Consider the following 22064-nt stretch of genomic DNA (forward strand, 5'->3'; position numbering starts at 1 on the left):
TGAAAAGCTGAAAAGCCTTTCTATACACTTACCCACTGGCCAGCTGCCTGAATTTGTCCATTAGGAGTGAAAACAAGGTATGAGCACCATCGAAGAGCGCGTCAAGAAAATCGTTGCTGAGCAACTGGGCGTTAAAGAAGAAGAAGTTGTTAACACCGCTTCCTTCGTTGAAGACCTGGGTGCCGACTCCCTTGACACCGTTGAGCTGGTGATGGCTCTGGAAGAGGAATTCGAGACCGAAATTCCTGACGAAGAAGCTGAGAAGATCACTACCGTTCAAGCAGCTATCGACTACGTTAACAGCCACCAGGCTTAATCGTTTGTAGTCGTCTTTTGCTGTCATGGAAAAACCGCACTGCCGTCACGGCGTGCGGTTTTTTCTTTAGGCCTGATGCAAAGCGTCGTCATTAGAAAAAGGAGAGTGCTGTGTCGCGTAGACGCGTCGTAGTCACCGGTATGGGTATGTTGTCGCCACTGGGTACTGATGTACCGAGCAGCTGGCAGGGCATTCTGGCTGGCCAAAGTGGCATCGGTCTGATCGAACACACCGACCTTTCTGCCTATTCCACCCGTTTTGGCGGCTCGGTAAAGGGCTTCAATGTCGAGGAGTACCTGTCGGCCAAAGAGGCCCGCAAGCTCGACCTGTTCATTCAATACGGCCTGGCGGCCGGATTCCAGGCGGTACGCAATGCGGGCCTGGAAGTCACCGACGCCAACCGTGATCGCATTGGCGTGGCCATGGGCTCGGGTATTGGCGGTCTGACCAATATCGAGGAAACCAGCCGCACCTTGCACGATTCCGGCCCGCGGCGGATTTCCCCGTTCTTCGTGCCCGGTTCGATCATCAATATGATTTCCGGCTTCCTGTCCATTCACCTGGGGCTCCAGGGGCCGAACTACGCCATTTCCACGGCGTGTACCACGGGCACCCACTGCATCGGCATGGCTGCGCGCAATATTGCTTACGGCGAAGCCGACGTGATGATTGCCGGCGGCGCCGAGATGGCTGCTTGCGGCCTGGGCATGGGCGGCTTCGGGGCATCCCGTGCACTGTCGACTCGCAACGACGAGCCTACCCGCGCCAGCCGTCCATGGGACAAGGGGCGTGATGGTTTCGTGCTGTCTGACGGCTCCGGAGCCCTGGTCCTGGAGGAGCTGGAGCATGCCAAGGCGCGCGGCGCCACCATCTATGCCGAGTTGATCGGCTTTGGCATGAGCGGCGACGCCTATCACATGACTTCACCGCCCGCAGACGGCGCCGGTGCAGCTCGCTGCATCGCCAACGCCCTGCGCGACGCGAAGATCAATGCCGATCAGGTGCAGTACATCAATGCCCATGGTACTTCGACGCCTGCTGGTGACCTGGCGGAAGCCGAAGCGATCAAGAGTGTGTTCGGCGACCACGCCTACAAGCTCGCGGTCAGCTCCACCAAGTCCATGACTGGCCACCTGTTGGGTGCCGCCGGGGCGATCGAGGCGATCTTCAGCGTGCTGGCGATCAATAGCCAGGTCGCACCGCCCACCATCAACCTGGATGAGCCGGACGAAGGCTGCGACCTGGATTTCGTGCCGCACACTGCGCGCAGCATGGATATCGATGTCGTGCTGTCCAACTCCTTCGGTTTTGGTGGGACCAACGGCTCCCTGGTATTCCGTCGGTTTTCCGAGTGATGCACAGCTGGGTCGACGGTCGTCCGGCTGACGCTCTGTCGCTCAAGGACCGTGGCCTGGCCTACGGCGATGGTCTGTTCGAGACCATCGCCGTCAGATCCGGCAAGCCGCTGCTGCTCGAGCGGCACTTGCAGCGTCTGGCCGAAGGCTGCCGGCGCCTGGCCCTGGTGACGGATCCGGAGCTGGTGCGCAGCGAAGTGCTGGCCTATGCCCAAGCCCTGGGCGAAGGGGTACTCAAGCTGATCCTGACCCGGGGCGATAGCCTGCGGGGCTACGCGGCCGATCCTGCGGCGCCGGCGCGGCGGATCCTCCAGGGCGGTGCCTTGCCGGCCTACCCGGCGGCCCATGCCGCACAAGGGGTTCAGCTGTTTCCTTGCACCACGCGCTTGTCCGAGCAGCCCTTGCTGGCTGGTCTCAAGCATCTCAATCGCCTGGAGCAGGTCCTGGCCCGAGCCGAATGGCGCGACAGTGACCACGCCGAAGGCCTGATGCTCGATGGCGCCGGGCACGTGATCGAGGGCGTGTTCAGCAATCTGTTCCTGGTCGCTGGAGGGCAGCTACTGACGGCGGATCTGAGCCGTTGTGGCGTGGCCGGGGTGATGCGCGGCGAAATCCTCGCCCAGGCCCAGCTGCAAGGCATTCCCGTAGCGATCACCGACATCAGTCTCGAGCAGTTGCACCAGGCTGATGAAGTCTTTGTCTGCAACAGTGTCTATGGCATCTGGCCGGTACTGTGCTGCGCCGGGATGCGCTGGTCGGCAGGACCGCTCACCCGTAAACTGCAGGGCATTACCCGCGCACTACTGGATGCTTGATTCGTGAGACGTAAATTATTGCTCCTGCTGGAAACCGGACTGGTCCTGGCAGGGCTGCTGTTGGGTGCAAGTGCCTGGAAGTTGCACTCGGCCCTTGAGCAACCGCTGAACCTGAGCCAGGAGCAGTTGCTGGATGTTCCTGCAGGCTCCACTCCCACCGGTACCTTCAATCGCTTGCAAGCCGACGGTGTCATCGAGGATGCCTTCTGGTTGCGCTTGTACTGGCGTTTCAATCTGCCTAACCAACCTCTGCACAGTGGCGAGTACCGCATGACTCCGGGGATGACGGCCGAGGGGCTGATCGGGGTCTGGCAACGGGGCGAGGTCGTGCAGTACAGCCTGACCCTGGTGGAGGGCTGGAACTTCCGCCAGGTTCGCAACGCCCTGGCCAAGAGCGACAAACTGCAGCAGACCCTGGCAGGCCTCAGCGACAGCCAGGTGATGGACAAGCTTGGGCATGCCGGGGTGTTTCCCGAGGGGCGCTTCTTTCCCGACACCTATCGTTTTGTTCGTGGCATGACCGATGCCGAGCTTCTGGAAAAAGCCTACGTCCGTCTGGACGAGGTGCTGGCCAAGGAGTGGAGCAAGCGGGCCGACGATGCACCCTACAGTGATCCCTACCAGGCGCTGATCATGGCGTCGCTGGTGGAAAAGGAAACCGGCGTACCCCAGGAGCGCGGGCAGATCGCTGGAGTATTCGTGCGTCGAATGCAAATTGGCATGCTGCTGCAGACCGATCCAACGGTGATCTATGGTCTCGGCGAGCGTTACACCGGCAAGCTGACCCGGGCGCACTTGAAAGAGTCCACGCCCTACAACACCTACGTGAATGCCGGTCTGCCACCGACGCCGATTGCCATGGTGGGGCGCGAGGCGATTCACGCCGCGCTTAATCCGGTGGCGGGCAAGAGCCTGTACTTTGTTGCGAGGGGAGATGGCAGCCATGTCTTCTCCGACGACCTGGACGCCCACAACAGTGCTGTGCGCGAGTTTCAGCTCAAGCGGCGTGCCGATTATCGTTCCAGTCCGGCACCTGCGAGCGCCCCGGCAACTTCGGAGGCCGGAACCCCGGCGGCTGGTGACGCAGGGGGCGAGGCTGAGCAAGCGCCATCGACCCCGCTGGCGGCTCCTGCAGCTGGCGAGCCCGAACCCGCCCCGAAAAGCCCACAATGAATTTGATCAAGGACTGCCCGTGACAGGCTTGTTTATTACTCTGGAAGGCCCGGAAGGCGCGGGCAAAAGCACCAATCGTGAGTACCTTGCCGAGCGCTTGCGCGCCGCAGGCATCGAGGTCGTGCTGACTCGCGAGCCCGGTGGTACTCCCCTGGCCGAGCGTATCCGTGACGTGCTGCTGACCCCGGCTGACGAGGTCATGAACAGCGATACGGAACTGCTGCTGGTATTCGCGGCCCGTGCCCAGCACCTGGCGACGGTGATCCGTCCCGCACTGGCCCGTGGTGCGGTGGTGCTCTGTGACCGGTTCACCGACTCCACCTACGCCTACCAGGGCGCGGGGCGTGGCTTGAGCCTCGAGCGGATCGAGGCTCTGGAGGATTTCGTCCAGGGCGAGCTGCGGCCGGATTTGACCCTGGTCTTCGATCTGCCGGTAGAAGTTGGCCTGGCGCGGGCCAGTGCCCGTGGTCGCCTGGATCGCTTCGAGCTGGAAGGGCAGGCTTTTTTCCAGAAGGTCCGCGAGGCGTTCCTTGAGCGCGCTGCTGGCGCCCCGCAACGTTACTTCCTGGTCGACGCGGCACAGCCCCTGGCCCAGGTCCAGCAATCCCTGGATGCCCTGGTGCCTCGCTTGCTGGAGCGCGCCCGTGGCTGACGTCTTTCCCTGGCAGGCGAGCCTCTGGCAGCAATTGGCCGGGCGTACCCAGCATGCCCATGCCTATCTCCTGCATGGCCCTGCGGGGATCGGCAAGCGAGCCCTGGCCGAGCGCCTGATGGCGCGCTTGCTGTGCCAGAAGCCACAAGGGCTGGACGCCTGCGGGCAATGCAAGTCCTGCCTGCTGCTGCAGGCGGGCAGCCATCCGGACAACTACATCCTGGAGCCCGAAGAGGCGGACAAGGCGATCAAGGTCGACCAGGTGCGCGAGCTGGTGAGTTTCGTGGTCCAGACCGCGCAGTTGGGTGGTCGCAAGGTGGTGCTGATCGAGCCTGTGGAGGCGATGAACATCAATGCTTCCAACGCATTGCTCAAGAGCCTTGAAGAGCCTTCCGGAGACACTGTGCTGTTGCTGGTCAGCCACCAGCCCAGTCGGTTGTTGCCGACCATCAAGAGCCGCTGCGTGCAGCAGGCTTGTCCGTTGCCCAGCGAGGCTATGAGCCTGCAGTGGCTGGCCACAGCCTTGCCCGAATGCAGCGAAGAGGAGCGAGTGGAGCTGTTGACCCTGGCTGCCGGTTCGCCCCTGGCTGCCGCCGGATTGCAGGCCCAGGGCGTTCGTGAGCAGCGTGCGCAGGTAGTGGAAGGGGTGAAGAAGCTGCTCAAGCAACAGCAGTCGCCAACCCAGTTGGCCGAGTCCTGGAACGCCATTCCCTTGCTGCTGCTGTTCGATTGGTTCTGTGACTGGTCGAACCTGGCCTTGCGCTATCAACTGACCCAGGACGAGGACGGGCTGGGATTGGCTGATATGCGCAAGGTGGTGCAGTACCTGGCGCAGAAGTCGCCCCAGGCCAGGGTCCTGGAGATCCAGGACTGGATCCTGGTCCAACGGCAGAAGGTCCTGAACAAGGCCAATCTCAATCGTGTCCTGTTGTTGGAGGCGTTGCTGGTCCAGTGGGCGGCGCTGCCTACCCGGAACTGATGCGCGGCGCCTAGAATCAGACCTGTTCCCGGCCGGATAACGACCTCCGGCCTTTCATTCATCGGATGCAGTTGTAGCCCTATGCTTGTAGATTCCCATTGCCACCTCGATCGCCTCGACCTTGCCGCCCATGATGGCTCCCTTGATGCCGCACTGGCAGCGGCCCGCCAGCGTGGCGTGGGGCATTTCCTGTGCATCGGCGTGAGTGCCGACAATGCGGCGGACGTCAAGGCCCTGGCCGACCGCTATGACGATGTCGATTGTTCAGTGGGGGTGCATCCCTTGGACGTGCAGCCGGGGGCTGCGCCGGCCCTGGACTGGCTGCTGGACGAGTTGAACCATCCGCGTGTGGTGGCCATTGGCGAGACCGGCCTGGACTATCACTACGAACCCGAAGCTGCCCAGTTGCAGCAAGCATCGTTCCGCCTGCACTTGCAGGCCGCCCAACAGACCGGCAAGCCAGTGGTCGTGCATACCCGGGGCGCCCGTGCCGACACCCTGGCGTTGTTGCGCGAAGCGGCATTGCCCAACGCTGGAGTGCTGCATTGCTTCACCGAGGATTGGGACATGGCCAAGGCTGCCCTGGATCTTGGGTTCTACATTTCCCTGTCGGGAATCGTGACTTTCCGCAATGCCGATGCCCTGCGCGACGTAGCGCGGCAAGTGCCGGCCGACCGCCTGCTGGTGGAGACCGATTCGCCGTACCTGGCACCCATACCTTATCGCGGCAAGCCCAACTTGCCGCAGTACGTGCGTGAAGTGGCGGAGTTCCTGGCCATGTTGCGCGGTGAGTCCTATGAGGCGTTTGCCGAACAGACCACGGCGAACTTCAAGCGCCTGTTTCCCTTGGCCAGGGTCAAGAGCGCAATCTGAGGCGCGCGCCGGCGCGGCAAATTCCAGGCAAAAAAAACCCGGGTTCTGGGGGGTGAATCCGGGTTAAGACCATTAGGAGTAAAACTAAGGCACGCGGTCCTTCGGTACCTAGATCGGCGTTTCACTTGGGGGAGATGTCCCGCCGACATTTCAAGTATTGATCACTATCGTATTGAGTCCAGTTACCCCTGCTCGTTTTTTAAACAAATTTGGAATACGAGCGCTTCCCATGAGTTCTCACTTGCCGGGCCTGTTGCAGGATTGCGCATTGCTTCGTTGAAAATAGGCGGATCTGCCTTCTTTTTCGGTGAAACAGGCCGTTCTGGCCGTTTTTTAGCAAGCACTCATCACCCTGGCTGCAGAACCGTGCTTGTCCCTGCTTTGCATTGCGACTGATGCAGTCGAATCGGGCTTGTCTGGTAGCCCGCATGTTGGAATCGCGACTCGTTGCATTATTTTCGTCGAGCACTAGGCTTTGAGTGGTCATGGGTTCTTGCTGTAGGAAAGGCTGGACCTTGTAGTCTGATTCGAGCCTTTGACTCGCTCGATGTTTGCTTCTGGAACTGCCTTTGGCCCCAGTATCCATGGGCGATAGCGGGTTTTTCAGGCTCACTCCGGGGGCTTCCAGCAGATCGAGTTTTGTGTCGGAAACCGTGGCAACGACGGATGATCCGTGCATTTTGGCGCAAGTTAGGCATAATACGCGGCTTCGATTTTGACCCCGAACAGACCTTTTCTTATGCAGAAAGAACCTCGTAAGGTCCGTGAATTTCGTCGCCGTGAGCAAGAAATTCTCGATACCGCGCTCAAGCTGTTCCTCGATCAAGGTGAAGACAGCGTCACCGTCGAGATGATTGCGGATGCCGTGGGTATCGGCAAAGGGACCATCTACAAGCACTTCAAGTCCAAGGCGGAAATCTACCTGCGCCTGATGCTCGACTATGAGCGGGATTTGAACGAGTTGCTGCACTCTGCCGATGTCGACAAGGACAAGGAGGCCCTGTCCCGGGCCTACTTCGAGTTCCGCATGCGCGATCCACAGCGCTACCGGTTGTTCGACCGCCTGGAAGAGAAGGTGGTCAAGGGCAACCAGGTTCCGGAGATGGTCGAGGAACTGCACAAGATCCGTGCTTCCAACTTCGAGCGCCTGACCCTGCTGATCAAGGGCCGTATCAGCGAAGGCAAGCTGGAAGACGTGCCTCCGTACTTCCATTACTGCGCCTCCTGGGCATTGGTCCATGGTGCCGTGGCGCTGTACCACTCGCCGTTCTGGAGCAATGTGCTGGAAGACCAGGAAGGCTTCTTCCAGTTCCTGATGGACATCGGCGTGCGCATGGGCAACAAGCGCAAGCGCGACCCCGACACCTCGAACCACTGACGCGCTCAAGCGTTGGATTGCGCCATCAGTGCTCTGTATGGCGCAGTGTCCGAGGAATATACTCAGGCTTGGGACTTGCTAAAACCTGATTTTTGAGTCAGGTTTTGTGCGCCTCTCCCTTCTTACGCCGGAGTCATCCATGATCGTCGATCGTCAAGGCAGGCGCTTTCGCAACTTGCGGATCAGCCTGACGTCTGCGTGCAACTACGCCTGTACCTACTGCGTGCCCAATGGCAAGCGGCTGGTGGCTGCCCAGGACGAGTTGTCGGCCGAGGCGATGGCGCGGGGCGTGGCGTATCTGATCGAGGCCGCCGGTATCGAGCGCTTGCGCATCACTGGCGGCGAGCCGCTGGTCAGTCCCAAGCTGGAATCCTTCATGGCGGCTGTAGGGCAGATGGGCCTGGAGGACATCAGCCTGACCACTAATGGCCAACTGCTCGCGCGCAAATTGCCGCTGCTGCTCGATGCCGGCATCCGGCGCGTCAACGTTTCCCTCGATACCTTGGATGCCGCGGCTTTTCGCAGCATTGCCCGTGGTGGCGACTTGGCCACAGTGCTTGATGGCCTCTCGCAGGCGCGTGCGGCAGGCTTGAAGGTCAAGGTCAATATGGTGCCGCTGCGGGGGCAGAACCTGGACCAGGTCATGCCGCTGCTCGATTACTGCCTGGAACAGGGCTACGAACTGCGCTTCATCGAGTTGATGCGCATGGGCCACCTGGCCAGCGATGGCAATGCCTTTGTGCAGCAGTTTGTCAGCTTGCGGCAACTGCTGGAGCTGATCGGCCAGCGTTACGAATACCTGCAAGCCGAGGCGCCGCTGGACGCCACTGCTGTGCGCTATGAAATCCCCGGCCTGGGCCACTTCGGCGTGATCGCCAACGAAAGCGTGCCATTTTGCCGGACCTGCTCGCGCTTGCGCCTGTCGTCCACCGGCTGGCTGCACGGCTGCCTGTCCTCGAGCAACCGCCACTATGTCGGCGACTTGCTGGACAAACCGCGTCATCAAGCCCTGCCAGCTCTACAGCGGTTGTTGGTCAAGGCCTTGGGCGACAAGCAGGACGTGGCATTTTCCGGTGGCGCCACGGTGATGAAAATCATTGGTGGTTGACCCTTGGGTAGCTGCCATCCCCTTCGATAGTAGAGCTGGCGCGGAAGCTGCATCTCGTGGCAATTCGCCGGTTTTCCGTCACCGGATTTTGGAGGGTAGGATGCGTAGCCTGGTTTTGCTGCTGGCCTTTTTGGCGCTTGGCGGCTGCATGAATGTCAGTGATATGGGCGAAGGGGTGCGCTACCACCTGAGCGATGCGGGGATGCTCGATCATAGCGATACCCGGCGTACCAGTTCGTTTCGCATTCAACCCGATTCGTTCATTTTCATCGCCCAAGGGCACTTTGTGCCGCCTGGCAGCGCTTATCCGCGACCTAACGTAGTGGCTGAGGAAGCCTTCAACGGCTTTATCGAGTATTTCCCGATGGTCCGCCGGGCCAAGGCTCCGGAAGGCCTCAATGAAGCCATGGCCGAAGCTCGGAGCCAGGGCGCGCATTACCTGCTCTATGCGCGGTTCGCCAAGGCCGATGACCGCATCGGCAACTCTGACGAATGGCTGGACCAGGAAGCGGTGGATCGCCTGGGGGTCGACACCAGTACCATCCAGATCATGCTGATCGAAACCAGCACTCAGTACCTGATCGATTCCGCGCGCATGCGCAGTCGCGGCGGTTTACTGACGTTCCATGACAACAAGCCGCAAGACTTGCTCGGCCCACCCCTGCAGCAATACGCTCGTGGCCTGTTGGGGTTGAGCGACTGAAGCAAGGAGGAGAGTGGTATGAGTGGTCCAGGCAAGGCCAACGATTTGCTGGCGCAGATTCCCAAGGCTGAAAAGGGTTTACCGCCGGTCCATTCGTGGAATCCCGAGTTCTGCGGCGATATCGACATGCGTATCGCCCGCGACGGGACCTGGTACTACCTGGGTACGCCCATCGGTCGCAAGCCCATGGTCAAGTTGTTCTCCACCATCATCCGCCGCGATGGTGACGACTACTTCCTCGTCACCCCGGTGGAGAAGGTCGGGATCAAGGTCGATGACGCGCCCTTTGTCGCGGTGACCCTGGAAGTGGAGGGGCGAGGCGAGGAGCAGGAGCTGCGCTTTTTCACTCATGTCGATGAGCAGGTGTGTGCCGGCAGCGAGCATCCGCTGCGGGTAGAGGTTGACCCGCAAACCGGGGAACCGGCGCCTTATATCCACATTCGACACAATCTCGAGGCGCTGATCCATCGCAATGTTTTCTACCAGTTGGTGGAGCTGGCGCAGGCTCGCGTCCTGGACGGCCGGAGCTGGCTTGGGGTGTGGAGCGGCGGGGTATTTTTCCCCATTGGCCCGGAGCCTTGAGCCGCGCCCGGACTGTTGTAAGAATATATTTCTTGCTCTTGATCCGGCCTTTCATGTATCAAATCCGACATGATCAAACATGTCCGATTCGATAAGAAAAAAAGGGTGGTCGACGAGCTGATCCGGCGCATTGAAAGCGGCCTGATGGAGGACGGCTTCCAGCTACCGGGAGAGCATCGCCTGGCCGAGGAGTTCGGTGTCAGCCGTGGCACCCTGCGCGAGGCCCTGGCTGAGCTCAAGCGACGTAATTACATTGCCACGCAGAGCGGGGTGGGCTCCATCGTCACCTTCGACGGTGTCGCACTGGACCAAAACCATGGCTGGGCCCAGGCCCTGGCCGACAGCGGCGCACTGATCAACACCGAGGTGTTGCGCTTAGAGGCGATCTGTCGTCCGGACCTCAAGCATCGCCTGGGCACTGACCGGTTCATCGCCCTGGATCGCCGGCGTCGCAGCACCGATGGCCGGGTACTGTCCCTTGAGCGTTCGCTGATCCCTGCATCCGGCGAGCTGGAAGGCCTGCCTCGGGTCGGCCTGATCGATGATTCCCTGACCATCACCCTGGCCGCCTATGGCTATATCGGCGAGCGCGGTGACCAATGGATCGGCGCCGAGCCGTTGAGTGCCGAGGACGCCGAGTTGCTGGGGCGGGCCACCGGTGAAGTGTTCCTCAAGGCCCTGCGTACCACCTATGACCGCCAGGGCCGTTTCATGGAGCAGGTCGAAAGCCTCCTGGACCCGCAGCATTTTCGCATGCACCTGCAATTCGGGGATTTGCCGTGAGCCCCATCCAGCGTGCGCTGGGAGCTTTCTACGGACTGGCCTTGGGCGACGCCCTGGGGATGCCGACCCAGTCCCTGAGCCATGAGCAGATCCGCCAACGTTTCGGCAGCATCCATACCCTGGAGGACGCCGGCCCGGACCAGCCGATCGCCGCCAACATGCCCAAGGGCTCGATCACCGATGACACCGAGCAGGCGATCCTGGTCGGGCGCCTGCTGGTGCAGGGGCGAGGCCGGATCGATCCGCAAGAGCTGGCGCAGGGCCTGGTCGAATGGGAAGCCGCCATGCGAGCCAAGGGTTCCCAGGATCTGCTGGGGCCTTCCACCAAACATGCCATTGAGATGATCCTCGCCGGGTATTCGGTGGAGGAGTCGGGGCGTTATGGCACCACCAATGGTGCAGCCATGCGCATCACCCCGGTGGCGATCGCTACCGATGTTGCCGAGCCGCAGGCCTTTGTCCAGGCCGTGGCCCAGGCCTGCCAGGTGACCCATAACACCAGCCTGGGCATTGCCAGCGCAGCGGCAGTGGCCGCGGTGGTGTCTGCGGGAATCAACGGGGCACCGCTGGTCGAGGCCCTTGCCCTGGGGATGCGGCTTGCCCGCCAGGCCGAGGCGCACGGTTACTGGGTGGCCGGCGCGAGCATCGCTGCCCGCCTGGAGTGGGCCGCGACCTTGCGGGTCGATGGCGACAAGGCCCGGTTCACCCGGACGCTGTATGAACTGATTGGTACCTCGGTGGCCTCCCAGGAGTCGGTGGTGGTGAGTTTTGCCCTGGCCGGACAAGTGGCGCTGGGGCAGCTGGCGGCTTTCGAGGCGCTGTGCCTGGCGGCCAGCCTGGGCGGCGACACCGACACGATTGCCGCGATCCTCGGCGCCATGCTCGGCGCTTGCCTGGGCCTGGACGGCTGGCCTGGCGATCTGATCGCCTTGGTGCGGCAGGTCAATAAACTGGATCTGCAGCCTCTGGTAGAACAACTGCTGGCCTTGCGCTGATTCGCCAAGGCCGTTGCACCGTCGGCCAGCCGCCGACCGCTATGGAAAGCCCTGAGCTCGCCCGCTGCGGCTGGCGGCTCTGGATACGGCCAGGAATGCCGGGATGTTCAGCGACTTCCGAAATTGCCTAAGACCATAACAACGGCAACAGGAGCGTTACCGATGAGTTCATCGACAGCCGGGCAGGGTGCCGGGCAACTGGAGACCCGTGGCATCGAACCCGTCCCCGAGGCGGAGTGCGACGGCCATCCGCTACAACTGTTCTGGGTCTGGTTCGCAGCCAATATCAGTATTCTCGGCTTGCCCCTGGGGGCGACGCTGGTAGCGTTTCGTGGCTTGTCGATCTGGCAGGTACTGCTGGTGGCGTTCCTCGGCTCGGTGGGCTCGTTCGCCGTGGTCGGCCTGATCTCGGTAGCCGGTCGGCGGGGGCGGGCTCCCAGCCTCACGCTGTCACGGGCGATCTTCGGGGTGCGGGGTAATATTGGCCCGACCCTGGTGTCGATGCTGTCCCGGGTGGGCTGGGAAACGGTGAATACCACCACGGCCGCCTTCGTCCTGCTGTCCCTGAGTTCGATCCTGTTCCAGACCCCGGCGTCGGCGAAGGATGCACCTTTGCTGACTCTGTTGTTCATCGCCATTTTCGTGCTGCTGACCCTGAGCGTATCGGGCCTGGGGCACGCCACCTTGCTGCTGATCCAGAAGTGGGCCACCTATGGTTTTGGCGCGTTGAACGTGCTGGTGGGCGGGTTCCTCTGCGCCACCATCGATTGGACAGCCGTGTTCAATGCCGCTCCAGCACCCATGAGCGCCGTGTTGATCGGCATCGGCACCATGGCCGCGGGTACCGGTATCGGCTGGGCCAGCTCCGGGGCGGACATGTCGCGTTATCAGCGGCGCTCGGTCACCGCCGGCCGCCTGGTGGCCTCGGCCGCCTTCGGTGCCGGCATTCCGCTGGTACTTTTGATCACGTTGGGGGGCTTGCTGTCGGTGGGCAATGATCACCTGGCCTCGGCAGTCGATCCGATCATTGCCATCCGCGACATGCTGCCGACCTGGATGGCCGTGCCTTACCTGGTCGCCGCCTTCGGCGGGCTGCTGCTGTCGAACAACCTGTCGGTGTATTCCGCCGGCCTCACCGCATTGACCCTGGGCCTGAAGGTCAAGCGTGTCTATGCGGTGCTGGTGGACATCGTGGCGATCTTCATCGGCTCGATCTACTTCATGCTGATCGCCGACAGCTTCTATGGCCCCTTCATCAGCTTCATTTCCCTGCTGGCGGTACCCATCACCGCCTGGGTGGGGATCTTCGTGATGGACCTGGTCCACCGTCACCACTACAGCGCCGCCGACTTGCTGGATGTCAGCCCCACCAGTGCCTACTGGTACCAGGGCGGTATCGAATGGCGCGCCTTCGGCGCCTGGTTGCTGGCGATCGTCCTGGGTTTTTGCTTCACCAGCATTGGTACCACCGCCGAGGATGTCTGGTTCACCGGGCCTCTGGCCAATTCATGGCTAGGCCAGAACGGCCTGGGCTGGGTTGTCACGTTCCTGGTGGCCGGTGGTGGTTATGGGTTGCTGGGCGGGGCGCGGGACCGGCGTGCCGGTTTTGCCGAGAATGCCAATGCCTAGGCTGCTTCATAGCGGCCAGGTCATTGTCGATCTGGCGATGCCGGTGGAATGCCTGCCGGCGCCGGGGGGCGAGGTGTTGGCCGAGTCGGCACGCTTCGATGCCGGTGGCGGTTTCAATGTCATGGCGGCGGCGGCGCGTAACGGCTTGCCGGTGGTCTACCTGGGGCGCCATGGCCAGGGGCGCTTCGGTGACCTGGCGCGCGAGGCGATGCAGCGCGAAGGCATCCAGATGAGCCTGGCGTGCAGTCCTGGCGCCGATACCGGCTTGTGTGTGGTCCTGACCGATGCCAGTGCCGAGCGCACCTTCATTTCCCATATCGGTGCCGAGGGCGAGCTGTCCACCGAGGACCTGGCGCAGGTCCGGGTGGCGGCCGATGATTATGTCTATGTCAGTGGCTACAGCCTGCTGCAGGCGAGCAAGGCCCAGGCTTTGCTCGACTGGTTGCTGGCCCTGCCAAGCGACCTGCCGCTGATGTTCGATCCGGGACCTCTACTGGGCTCGGTGGAACCATCGCTGATAGCGGCCCTGCTGCCTCGGGTGGGTATCTGGAGCAGCAATCGCGCCGAGGCGCTGCAATTCACCGGGTGCCTGGATATCGACAGTGCCTTGGAGCACTTGGCCATGCGCCTGGCACCCGAGGCTTTGCTGGTGCTGCGTGATGGTCCCCGGGGGTGCTGGGTCCGCCAGCAGGGGCGACATGCCCTGGTGCCCGGGTTTCAGGTCGAAGCGCTGGACAGCAATGGGGCCGGTGATGCCCACGCTGGGGTCTTTGTCGCGGCCCTCGCGGCGGGCTACGCGCCCCTGGCAGCCGCTCGCCGGGCCAACGCCGCGGCAGCCCTGGCGGTTACCCGCCGGGGGCCGGCCACGGCGCCGGGCACTGCAGAAGTTGAGGCCATGCTGCGGGCTTGCTGATCCGCTTAGCCAGCCTGGCACAAGGCTTCGATCAATTCCTGCTTGCGCATGCGCGAGCGTCCCGCAATGTTCTTTACCCGTGCTTCCTGGAGCAGGCTGTCCCTGGTCTGGGTGGCCAGCGACGCCTTGCTGTTACGTGGGTGGCCCTGGCGGCTCGCGGCTGCGCGCCGGGCTGAGTCGCTGCGGGCCCGGGCCTTGTCCGTCGGGTTCTTGTCCCTGCCGGAGCCCCCGGCCCGCTCGCCGCCGCCGGACTGCTTGTTGACCGTGGCCCAGGCCCTGGCTTCGGCCTCCTCCGGGGGCAGGCCGCGTTCTTCATAGCTGGCCTCGATGGCCGCCGCCTTGCGCCGCTGGGCCAGGGTGTACTTGGCTTTGCTTCCTCGAGTCATGGCGTCTTTCCTCTTGGATCCTGGCAAGCAGGACTGGCTGGATGACAGCGCGAATGGCCCGTTACTGATTGCTGCCTTCGGAGCCCGAGCCGCCGGTGGTGGTCTTGGAGCCGGTGCCGCTTTTGCCGTTGTCCGGTGTCCCTGAGTCCAGGGTGCCGGCACCGCCCTGGCGGCCGTTGTCGTTGCCCTGGATCCGTGGATCGGTGCCGGTGGCCGGTGGCAACGAGCCTTCGTCCATGGTCGGCGGGTTGATGTTGATCTTCGGTGAGCCTTGGGTAGCCGGGGATTTGGGGCCTTCCACGGGGTTGGTGGGGCCGGTGGAGCCGGCCATGGCCGCGCTGGACAGCAGTCCGGCCAGGACCAGGGCAGAGAGTTGGACCTTGATCATGATGTCGCCTCCATTCGTTAGAGTCGCTACCTGATATTGGTCTGCCCTGGCCCGCGATTGGTGCCGGGTGATCGACGAGCGGTGTCAGGCCTGGGCCGCCCGGGATCGAAGCCGGTAGCTCCAGCCCAGGCGGCCAAGCGCGATCAGCCAGTTCACTGTGGCGATCGCCAGCACGCCTAGCAGCAATGCCTGGATTCCGGCTTCGACGATGATCCGTCCGGCCAGCCACGGGAAGCCGAATACGCCAATGAAGTAGGACAGGCTGAACAGCAGCAATGCCTGCGAGGTGTGGCCCGGTGGCGCTTCATTGGCTGCCTGGCCGTTGATCACCGAGTAGGTCAGGCCATAGCCGATGCCCAGTGCCATGGCGGCCAGCAGGTAGCTGGCGCTGCTGTCCACCACCGACAGGAACAGTAGGATCGACACCATCATCAATCCCGACAACAGGCACGCGGCCCAGTACGGATCGCGTTTGACCACGATGCCGGCAATCAGCATCCGGCTGGCGATGGCCGCGCTCATGAAACCAATGAAGAACAGTGAGTAGTCCACGCCTCGGGCGGGGCCATAGCTGGTCTGGAAGCTCGACAGGCCGCCGAACACGCAACCTCCCAGGCCCACCATCAGGATCGGGAACAGGGCCCTGGAGGTCAGTACCCGGAGGGTGCCGGTCCAGGTGATTCGTGCCGCTGCGGTGCCCAGGTGGTCGGTACGCCGCTGCAGGTGGCCAGCCAGTCGCCAGAAGATCAGCACACCTAGCAGGCTGGCTGCGGCGGCAAGGAAAAAGCTGCTGCTCAGGGGATATCCCAGGGCACTGGCCAGGCGTCCGAGCAGTGGAGCGGAGCCGATGCCGCTCATCATGCTGCCTGACAACAGGGCGAAGTAGCGTGGACGCTGCGAGGGGGCGACCAGCATGGCGACGATGATCGGTCCCAGGGTGTAAAACACTCCCCAACCCAGGCCAAGGATCAAGCCGAAGCACAACAGTGCGGGCCCGACGCCCGGCGTCAGGGCGAAGCCCAGGCAGGCGATGACCAGCAGGCTGCCGAAGCAGGCCACCGAGCGCGCTGCGCCGAGCCAGTCCGCCAGGTGCCCGGAGGCGATCACCGCAACGAAGGTGCTGAGCATCGCCACGGAAATCACCCGGCCGGCGTCATGCTCGTTGCCGCCGTGGCTGCTGATCAGCAGCGAGAGGAGGAAGGTCGAGCCATAGGACAGGGACAGCAGGTAGCTGCCCAGGCAGAACAGCCCGAACAACGGGTCGAAAACCCGAGGTGACGGGGGCGTGCAGGGGGACATGAAAGCGCCTCTTTATGCTTGTCGTTGTGCGGGGCTTTCTAACACGTCTGTAGCCAGTGATTGTTCCATTACTCACCGCCTCAGGATCAGTCGGCAGCGGAGTGAATGTGGGTGCTACTGGCCGATTTCCTCCAGCAACTCGCGCCGAAAGCGTTCAAGGCGTTCATGCCGGACCTGTGCCAGTTTGCTGCCAGTGGTGGTCTGGAAGCCTTCGGCCAAGTGCAGCAGCTTGCTCTGGAAGTGGTCCAGGGTGAAGCGCGAGTCATCCAGTTCGCGTTGTCTGGCCCGTGGGTCGGCCGGGTCGTACAGGGCTCGGCCCAGGCGCCCCGAGACATAGAAAGTGCGAGCCACGCCGAGCGCGCCCAGGGAGTCGAGGCGATCGGCATCCTGGAGGATTCGCGCTTCCAGGGTAGTCGGTGTCAGCCCGGCGGAAAAACTGTGGGCGGCGATGGCATGGGCCACGGCCTCGATATCGCTGGCGCTCCAGTGCAAGTCGGCCAGGATCTGCCGTGCCCGCTGGGCCGAGAGCCGCGAAGCCTGGGAGCGCAGCGGCGAGCTTTTTTCCACGTTCACGCAGTCATGGAGCAGGGTTGCGGCCAGCAGCAGGCGCAGGTCGCCGCCTTCCTCTGCGGCGATGCGCCGGACATTGCTCCACACCCGATACAGGTGGGACAGGTCGTGGGCGCCGTCGTCGTGGGGTTCGAAGGCATGGGGCAGCAGGCTGGCAGCCAAGGGTTCCAGGGGCGCGAAAGTCATGGGGCAGGCTCCGGTTGGCGGTGTGGTCGTCACTCTAACCGCTGGCGCTGGTGACGATAAGTGTCGATGCGGCGCAAGGCCGGCACGCAGGGATAGCCGATGGTGGATAAATGCCCGTGCATGTCTTTCGGCTGTCGTTCTAATATGGCCGACCTGATTCCGCCATGAGAACCGCCGATGACCGTCGAAATCCGTCCTGCGCTGCCCAGCGATGCCCTGCAGATCCTTGCGTTCATCACCGAACTCGCCGACTACGAGCGAGCCCGTCACGAGGTGATCGCCAGCGTCGCCGATATCGAGCGCAGCCTGTTCAGCGAAGGCGCCACGGCCCATGGCCTGATGTGCCTGCGCGACGGCGTACCGATCGGTTTCGCGGTGTTCTTCTTCAGCTATTCCACCTGGCTGGGCAGCAACTGTCTGTACCTGGAGGATCTCTACATCACCCCCGAGCAGCGTGGCGGAGGGGCCGGCAAGCAACTGTTGCGGCATCTGGCGCAGATCGCCTGCGACAACGATTGCGGGCGTTTCGAGTGGAGTGTGCTGGAGTGGAATGAACCGGCGATCCAGTTCTACAAGTCCCTGGGTGCGCAGCCCCAGGAGGAATGGGTCAAGTACCGCATGGATGGCGAGGTGCTGCGGGCCTTCGCCCGCGGCTGAAGCGCGGGCGCCAGCGATCCGGGTCGCTGGCGCCGCACTCAAGGTCGACTCAGGCCTTGAGGGTCGCCATGTCGATCACGAAGCGGTATTTCACGTCGCCCTTGATCATGCGCTCGTAGGCCTGGTTGATCTGGCGGATATCCAGCATCTCGATGTCGCAACGGATGCCGTGCTCGGCGCAGAAATCCAGCACTTCCTGGGTTTCGGCGATGCCGCCGATCAACGAGCCGGCCAGCACCCGGCGGCCCATTACCAGCTTGCCGGCGTGCAGTGCCGGGTCCACCGGTTCGATCAGGCCCACCAGGATGTGCACGCCGTCAAAGCGCAGGGTGTCGAGGTAGGGATTGAGGTCGTGGGCCACCGGGATGGTGTCCAGGAGGAAGTCGAACTGCCCGGCCGCGGCCTGCATCTGCGCCGGGTCGGTGGACACGATCACGTGATCCGCGCCTTGTTGCCGGGCTTCCTCGGCCTTGCTCGCCGAGCGGGTGAACAAGGTCACTTCGGCCCCCAGGGCCTTGGCGAACTTGATGCCCATGTGGCCCAGGCCGCCCATGCCGAGAATCCCCACCTTGTCCCCGGCCTTGACGCCGTAGTGCTTGAGCGGCGAGTAGGTGGTGATGCCGGCGCAGAGGATCGGCGCGGCGCTGGCCGGGTCCAGGGACTCGGGGATGCGCACCACGAAATGCTCGCTGACCACGATGCTGTCGGAATAGCCACCCATGGTGTTGCTGCCATCGATCCGGTCTGGCGAGGCGTAGGTCAGTGTCGGACCCTGCAGGCAGTATTGTTCCAGGTTGGCGGCGCAGGCCTCGCACTGGCGGCAGGAGTCCACCATACAGCCGACGCCGACCAGGTCGCCGACCTTGTGCAGGCTGACGCTGGAGCCGACGGCGGTGACCCGGCCGATGATTTCATGGCCCGGCATCAGCGGGTACACGGCGATGCCCCATTCGTTGCGGGCCTGGTGGATATCGGAGTGGCAGACGCCGCAGTAGAGGATCTCGATGGCCACGTCGTCCGGGCGCGGGCTGCGCCGCTGGAAGCTCATGGGGGCGAGGGGAGTGGTGGCCGACTGGGCGGCATAACCGATGGCGGTGTACATGGTGGACCTCGCAAAGCGCTGACAAGTGAGGCGGCGCATTGTCGGCGCGAGGCTTGCGGGCAACCATGGCGATTCCTCGGCATGTCATGCCTAATCCTCCGCCATCGACGGTTTTCACGGGGCATTGGCCAACGGACCTGCGATGATGCTGGCATCCCTTCCCTTGCATGAAGTTTGCCCACATGTTGTTGACCCGCCATCTGGACGCCAATGCCCCCCTGGTCGCGCTGCTCGAGCCCCTGGCCAGTCGCGAGGGCTTCGCCGCTACTGCCTTGCCCGGGATCCAGGTGCTGCGGGCCAGCCGCGATGTGGCCCGGGGGCCGCAGATCTACGAGCCGAGCCTGATGATCATCGTCCAGGGCAGCAAGCTTGCGTACCTGGGCACTCGGACCCTGGAGTACGGTGCCGGGCATTACCTGATCCAGGCGCTGTCGGTGCCGTTCGAGTGCGAAACCTTCGCCTTGCCCAACGCGCCGCTGCTGGGAATCTCCATCGGTATCGACCGCGCCGTGCTCAGGGAACTGGTGCTGGCCATGGGCATCGGCGATGGACCCGCAGCCGCGGCGCAGACCCTGGAGTCCATGACCTCGGTGGTCCTCGACGACAGCATGCGCGGTTGTGTGGAGCGCTTGTTGCGCTGCCTGCACGATCCCCTGGAGTGCAAGGTCATGGGGCCGGCGCGGGTCCGTGAGCTGCTGTTCGCCGCCTTGCGCGGACCCCAGGCCGAAGCCTTGCGGGCGCTGGTGGAGCAGCAGGGGCATTTCGCCCGGGTCGCCGCCTCGCTCAACCATTTGCACCAGCACTACACCGAGCCGTTGAACGTCGAGACCCTGGCCCGCTGCGCCAATATGAGTACCTCGGCTTTCCATGAGCATTTCAAGCGCAGCACCTTGTTGTCGCCGGTGCAGTACCTCAAGCGCTTGCGGCTGCTCAAGGCCCAGCAATTGCTGCTGGGAGAGGGGTTGGGCGTGGCCCAGGTGGCCCACAGGGTGGGTTACCAGAGCACCTCGCAATTCAGCCGCGAGTACAAGCGTTACTTCGAGCGCAGCCCGGGGGATGAGCGCGCGGCTTGAGCGCTGGAATGAAAAAGGCCCCCATATGGGGGCCTTTTCGCAGGGCGTCGACTTACATGTTCGGGTAGGTCGGGCCGCCGGAGCCTTCCGGGGTGACCCAGGTGATGTTCTGCGCAGGGTCCTTGATGTCACAGGTCTTGCAGTGCACGCAGTTCTGGGCGTTGATCTGGAAGCGCTTCTCGCCGTCTTCCTGGGTGACCACTTCGTACACGCCGGCCGGGCAGTAGCGCTGGGCTGGCTCGTCGTACAGCGGCAGGTTGCGGCCCAGGGGGATACTCGGGTCGGTGAGCTTCAGGTGGCAAGGCTGCTCTTCTTCGTGGTTGGTACCGGAGATGAACACCGAGCTCAATTTGTCGAAGCTCAGCTTGCCGTCGGGTTTCGGGTAGTCGATCTTCACGCAGTCCTTGGCCAGCTTGAGGCAGGCGTAGTCCGGCTTGGTGTCGTGCAGGGTGAACGGCAGCTTGCCGCCGAACAGGTTCTGGTCGACCCAGTTGAAGCCACCACCGACGATGGCGCCGAACTTGTGGATCGCCGGGCCGAAGTTACGGCTGGCGAACAGCTCGTCATGCAGCCAGCTGGACTTGAATGCGCTGACGTAGCTGTTGAGCTCGTCGGCGCCTTCGGAACCGGCCAGCAGCGCATCGGCCACGGCATCGGCGGCCAGCATGCCGGACTTCATGGCGGTGTGGCTGCCCTTGATCTTGGCGAAGTTCAGGGTGCCCAGGTCGCAGCCGATCAGCGCGCCGCCCTTGAACACCATCTTCGGCAGCGAGTTCAGGCCGCCCTTGCAGATGGCGCGGGCGCCGTAGCTGATGCGCTTGCCACCTTCCAGGTACTGCTTGAGTACCGGGTGGTGCTTGAGGCGCTGGAATTCATCGAACGGCGACAGGTAGGTGTTGGAGTAGGACAGGTCGACAATCAGGCCGACCACCACCTGGTTGTTCTCCAGGTGATAGAGGAAGGAGCCGCCGGTGTTCTCGGTGCCCATGATGTCCAGCGGCCAGCCGGCGGTGTGTACCACCAGGCCCGGTTGGTGCTTGGCCGGGTCGATTTCCCAGATTTCCTTGAGGCCGATGCCGTAGTGCTGGGCGTCGGCGTCGCTGTCCAGGTTGAAGCGCTTGATCAGCTGCTTGCCGATATGGCCACGGCAGCCTTCGGCGAACAGGGTGTACTTGCCGCGCAGTTCCATGCCCGGGGTGTACATGCCGTCCTTGGGATGGCCTTCGCGATCCACGCCCATGTCGCCGGTGAGGATGCCGCGGACCACGCCGTTTTCGTCGATCAGGGCTTCCTGGGCGGCGAAGCCTGGGTAGATCTCCACGCCCAGGTTCTCGGCCTGCTGGGCCAGCCAGCGGCACAGGTTGCCCAGGGAGATGATGTAGTTGCCTTCGTTGTGCATGGTCTTGGGCACAAAGAAGTCGGGAACCTTGGTGGCGGCTTCGCCGTTGCGCAGGACATAGATGTCGTCGCGGGTGACCGGGGTGTTGAGCGGGGCGCCCAGTTCCTTCCAGTCAGGGAAGAGTTCGTTCAGGGCCCGTGGTTCGAACACGGCGCCGGAAAGGATGTGGGCACCGACTTCGGAGCCTTTTTCAACGACGCAGACGCTGATTTCCTTGCCTGCTTCTGCAGCCTTCTGCTTCAGGCGGCAAGCGGCGGACAAGCCTGCGGGGCCGGCACCGACGATGACTACGTCGAATTCCATGTATTCGCGTTCCACTAGGCTATCTCCTACTCAAGGCTCAACGGTTTTTTCTAATTGGAGGTTTGGCATTGCGTCCCGCTTTCTCCCATCGCCGATGGGGGGAGAGGGGAGGGACGGCCGACCTTTCTCTCTGGGCGGCGCATTATATCTACACCACTCCTAGCGTCCAATACAAACGTTTGTTTGAAATTGCCGCAGGCCAGGTAAATCAAAGAAGCGCGGCGTATGAACGGCCATTTTGCCGTATTGACCGGAAAAGGTGTTCCGGTCAAGATACGGTCGGTTTTGCGCTCGCCGTAGGCTGACTGTTGGTCTCAAGAGCACCTCTAAAGGCAGGGCAAAGGCAGTGAAGGTGACGGGCCGCGCAGCTTGAAAGTGCGCAGTTTACACGCCGCGATAATGAATGACTCGTCGGTCACCACTGACGAACGGTCATCACCTCGTGAG

General features: G+C 62.9%; 23 protein-coding genes. 17 read left to right on the forward strand and 6 right to left on the reverse strand.

Annotated elements, in window-relative coordinates; translation table 11 throughout:
• Positions 1-79: 79 nt before the first annotated feature.
• The 15 genes from acpP to ATY02_RS10460 all read left to right on the forward strand — a co-directional run bounded on the left by acpP (position 80) and on the right by ATY02_RS10460 (position 14254).
• The gene (gene acpP / locus ATY02_RS10390) at positions 80-316 is read left to right on the forward strand and encodes an acyl carrier protein (protein ID WP_004884578.1); all 237 of its coding nucleotides are present in this window, start codon (positions 80-82) and stop codon (positions 314-316) included.
• 110 nt (positions 317-426) lie between these two features.
• Positions 427-1671 (forward strand): beta-ketoacyl-ACP synthase II, encoded by a 1245-nt coding sequence (fabF, locus tag ATY02_RS10395; protein ID WP_068577959.1) that lies wholly within the window; start codon positions 427-429, stop codon positions 1669-1671.
• Positions 1671-2486, forward strand: a complete 816-nt coding sequence (gene pabC, locus ATY02_RS10400) for an aminodeoxychorismate lyase (protein WP_068577957.1) — start codon at positions 1671-1673, stop codon at positions 2484-2486. Before fabF ends, pabC begins: the two co-directional genes overlap by 1 nt.
• A 3-nt stretch (positions 2487-2489) precedes the next feature.
• Positions 2490-3659 carry an endolytic transglycosylase MltG gene (gene mltG / locus ATY02_RS10405; RefSeq protein WP_068577955.1) on the forward strand — a complete coding sequence of 390 codons (1170 nt, stop codon included), beginning with the start codon at positions 2490-2492 and terminating at the stop codon, positions 3657-3659.
• Positions 3660-3678: 19 nt separating this feature from the next.
• The gene (gene tmk, locus ATY02_RS10410) at positions 3679-4311 is read left to right on the forward strand and encodes a dTMP kinase (protein ID WP_068577953.1); all 633 of its coding nucleotides are present in this window, start codon (positions 3679-3681) and stop codon (positions 4309-4311) included.
• The gene (locus ATY02_RS10415) at positions 4304-5290 is read left to right on the forward strand and encodes a DNA polymerase III subunit delta' (protein ID WP_068577951.1); all 987 of its coding nucleotides are present in this window, start codon (positions 4304-4306) and stop codon (positions 5288-5290) included. Before tmk ends, ATY02_RS10415 begins: the two co-directional genes overlap by 8 nt.
• An 81-nt stretch (positions 5291-5371) precedes the next feature.
• Entirely contained in the window at positions 5372-6163 is a 792-nt protein-coding gene (locus ATY02_RS10420; RefSeq protein ID WP_068577949.1) for a TatD family hydrolase, read from the forward strand.
• A 739-nt stretch (positions 6164-6902) separates the two neighbouring features.
• Complete coding sequence (locus ATY02_RS10425; protein ID WP_068577947.1) at positions 6903-7541, forward strand: TetR/AcrR family transcriptional regulator; 639 nt, start codon at positions 6903-6905, stop codon at positions 7539-7541.
• Between the two features lie 139 nt (positions 7542-7680).
• Positions 7681-8649, forward strand: a complete 969-nt coding sequence (locus ATY02_RS10430) for a GTP 3',8-cyclase MoaA (RefSeq protein WP_068577945.1) — start codon at positions 7681-7683, stop codon at positions 8647-8649.
• Positions 8650-8749: 100 nt separating this feature from the next.
• Positions 8750-9352, forward strand: a complete 603-nt coding sequence (locus ATY02_RS10435; RefSeq protein ID WP_068577943.1) for a DUF4823 domain-containing protein — start codon at positions 8750-8752, stop codon at positions 9350-9352.
• 18 nt (positions 9353-9370) lie between these two features.
• Entirely contained in the window at positions 9371-9934 is a 564-nt protein-coding gene (locus tag ATY02_RS10440; protein ID WP_068577941.1) for a DUF1285 domain-containing protein, read from the forward strand.
• 69 nt (positions 9935-10003) lie between these two features.
• Positions 10004-10717 (forward strand): GntR family transcriptional regulator, encoded by a 714-nt coding sequence (locus ATY02_RS10445; protein ID WP_068577940.1) that lies wholly within the window; start codon positions 10004-10006, stop codon positions 10715-10717.
• The gene (locus tag ATY02_RS10450; protein WP_068577937.1) at positions 10714-11712 is read left to right on the forward strand and encodes an ADP-ribosylglycohydrolase family protein; all 999 of its coding nucleotides are present in this window, start codon (positions 10714-10716) and stop codon (positions 11710-11712) included. Before ATY02_RS10445 ends, ATY02_RS10450 begins: the two co-directional genes overlap by 4 nt.
• Positions 11713-11874: 162 nt before the next feature.
• Positions 11875-13341, forward strand: a complete 1467-nt coding sequence (locus ATY02_RS10455; protein ID WP_068577935.1) for a purine-cytosine permease family protein — start codon at positions 11875-11877, stop codon at positions 13339-13341.
• Entirely contained in the window at positions 13334-14254 is a 921-nt protein-coding gene (locus ATY02_RS10460; RefSeq protein WP_068577933.1) for a PfkB family carbohydrate kinase, read from the forward strand. Before ATY02_RS10455 ends, ATY02_RS10460 begins: the two co-directional genes overlap by 8 nt.
• A gap of 5 nt (positions 14255-14259) precedes the next feature.
• Here the strand turns inward: ATY02_RS10460 and ATY02_RS10465 are convergent, their stop codons facing one another.
• The 4 genes from ATY02_RS10465 to ATY02_RS10480 form a co-directional block, all read right to left on the reverse strand.
• Positions 14260-14640: a Rho termination factor N-terminal domain-containing protein gene (locus tag ATY02_RS10465; RefSeq protein ID WP_068577931.1), complete on the reverse strand. Its 381-nt coding sequence runs from the start codon at positions 14638-14640 to the stop codon at positions 14260-14262.
• 61 nt (positions 14641-14701) lie between these two features.
• On the reverse strand, positions 14702-15028 hold the full coding sequence (locus ATY02_RS10470; protein ID WP_068577929.1) for a hypothetical protein: 327 nt from the start codon (positions 15026-15028) through the stop codon (positions 14702-14704).
• Positions 15029-15112: 84 nt separating this feature from the next.
• A complete protein-coding gene (locus ATY02_RS10475; protein ID WP_068577927.1) occupies positions 15113-16327 on the reverse strand; it encodes an MFS transporter in 1215 nt (404 codons plus the stop codon).
• 114 nt (positions 16328-16441) lie between these two features.
• Complete coding sequence (locus ATY02_RS10480) at positions 16442-17083, reverse strand: HD domain-containing protein (RefSeq protein ID WP_068577925.1); 642 nt, start codon at positions 17081-17083, stop codon at positions 16442-16444.
• 177 nt (positions 17084-17260) lie between these two features.
• Between ATY02_RS10480 and ATY02_RS10485 the strand changes: the two genes are divergently transcribed.
• Positions 17261-17740 carry a GNAT family N-acetyltransferase gene (locus tag ATY02_RS10485; protein WP_022643191.1) on the forward strand — a complete coding sequence of 160 codons (480 nt, stop codon included), beginning with the start codon at positions 17261-17263 and terminating at the stop codon, positions 17738-17740.
• A gap of 49 nt (positions 17741-17789) precedes the next feature.
• Here ATY02_RS10485 and ATY02_RS10490 read toward each other — a convergent pair whose 3' ends face one another.
• A complete protein-coding gene (locus ATY02_RS10490) occupies positions 17790-18842 on the reverse strand; it encodes an NAD(P)-dependent alcohol dehydrogenase (RefSeq protein ID WP_068577924.1) in 1053 nt (350 codons plus the stop codon).
• 182 nt (positions 18843-19024) lie between these two features.
• On the opposite strand from ATY02_RS10490, the gene ATY02_RS10495 reads away from it, so the two are divergent.
• A complete protein-coding gene (locus tag ATY02_RS10495) occupies positions 19025-19915 on the forward strand; it encodes an AraC family transcriptional regulator (protein ID WP_068577922.1) in 891 nt (296 codons plus the stop codon).
• Between the two features lie 52 nt (positions 19916-19967).
• On the opposite strand, the gene ATY02_RS10500 is transcribed toward ATY02_RS10495, so the two are convergent.
• Complete coding sequence (locus ATY02_RS10500; RefSeq protein WP_068577920.1) at positions 19968-21632, reverse strand: electron transfer flavoprotein-ubiquinone oxidoreductase; 1665 nt, start codon at positions 21630-21632, stop codon at positions 19968-19970.
• Positions 21633-22064 lie beyond the last annotated feature (432 nt).

The sequence above is a fragment of the Pseudomonas sp. BIOMIG1BAC genome, assembly GCF_001705995.2.
Classification (GTDB): domain Bacteria; phylum Pseudomonadota; class Gammaproteobacteria; order Pseudomonadales; family Pseudomonadaceae; genus Aquipseudomonas; species Aquipseudomonas sessilinigenes.

Excerpts from the sequence above, each read along its gene's own strand:
- ATY02_RS10460 (WP_068577933.1), top strand. The coding sequence starts at position 13,334 with ATGCCTAGGCTGCTTCATAGCGGCCAGGTCATTGTCGATCTGGCGATG.
- ATY02_RS10455 (WP_068577935.1), top strand. The coding sequence starts at position 11,875 with ATGAGTTCATCGACAGCCGGGCAGGGTGCCGGGCAACTGGAGACCCGT.
- ATY02_RS10485 (WP_022643191.1), top strand. The coding sequence starts at position 17,261 with ATGACCGTCGAAATCCGTCCTGCGCTGCCCAGCGATGCCCTGCAGATC.
- ATY02_RS10425 (WP_068577947.1), top strand. The coding sequence starts at position 6,903 with ATGCAGAAAGAACCTCGTAAGGTCCGTGAATTTCGTCGCCGTGAGCAA.
- acpP (WP_004884578.1), top strand. The coding sequence starts at position 80 with ATGAGCACCATCGAAGAGCGCGTCAAGAAAATCGTTGCTGAGCAACTG.
- ATY02_RS10420 (WP_068577949.1), top strand. The coding sequence starts at position 5,372 with ATGCTTGTAGATTCCCATTGCCACCTCGATCGCCTCGACCTTGCCGCC.
- pabC (WP_068577957.1), top strand. The coding sequence starts at position 1,671 with ATGCACAGCTGGGTCGACGGTCGTCCGGCTGACGCTCTGTCGCTCAAG.
- ATY02_RS10440 (WP_068577941.1), top strand. The coding sequence starts at position 9,371 with ATGAGTGGTCCAGGCAAGGCCAACGATTTGCTGGCGCAGATTCCCAAG.
- ATY02_RS10475 (WP_068577927.1), bottom strand. The coding sequence starts at position 16,327 with ATGTCCCCCTGCACGCCCCCGTCACCTCGGGTTTTCGACCCGTTGTTC.
- ATY02_RS10435 (WP_068577943.1), top strand. The coding sequence starts at position 8,750 with ATGCGTAGCCTGGTTTTGCTGCTGGCCTTTTTGGCGCTTGGCGGCTGC.
- ATY02_RS10430 (WP_068577945.1), top strand. The coding sequence starts at position 7,681 with ATGATCGTCGATCGTCAAGGCAGGCGCTTTCGCAACTTGCGGATCAGC.
- ATY02_RS10490 (WP_068577924.1), bottom strand. The coding sequence starts at position 18,842 with ATGTACACCGCCATCGGTTATGCCGCCCAGTCGGCCACCACTCCCCTC.
- ATY02_RS10495 (WP_068577922.1), top strand. The coding sequence starts at position 19,025 with ATGTTGTTGACCCGCCATCTGGACGCCAATGCCCCCCTGGTCGCGCTG.
- ATY02_RS10470 (WP_068577929.1), bottom strand. The coding sequence starts at position 15,028 with ATGATCAAGGTCCAACTCTCTGCCCTGGTCCTGGCCGGACTGCTGTCC.
- ATY02_RS10480 (WP_068577925.1), bottom strand. The coding sequence starts at position 17,083 with ATGACTTTCGCGCCCCTGGAACCCTTGGCTGCCAGCCTGCTGCCCCAT.
- ATY02_RS10465 (WP_068577931.1), bottom strand. The coding sequence starts at position 14,640 with ATGACTCGAGGAAGCAAAGCCAAGTACACCCTGGCCCAGCGGCGCAAG.
- ATY02_RS10445 (WP_068577940.1), top strand. The coding sequence starts at position 10,004 with ATGATCAAACATGTCCGATTCGATAAGAAAAAAAGGGTGGTCGACGAG.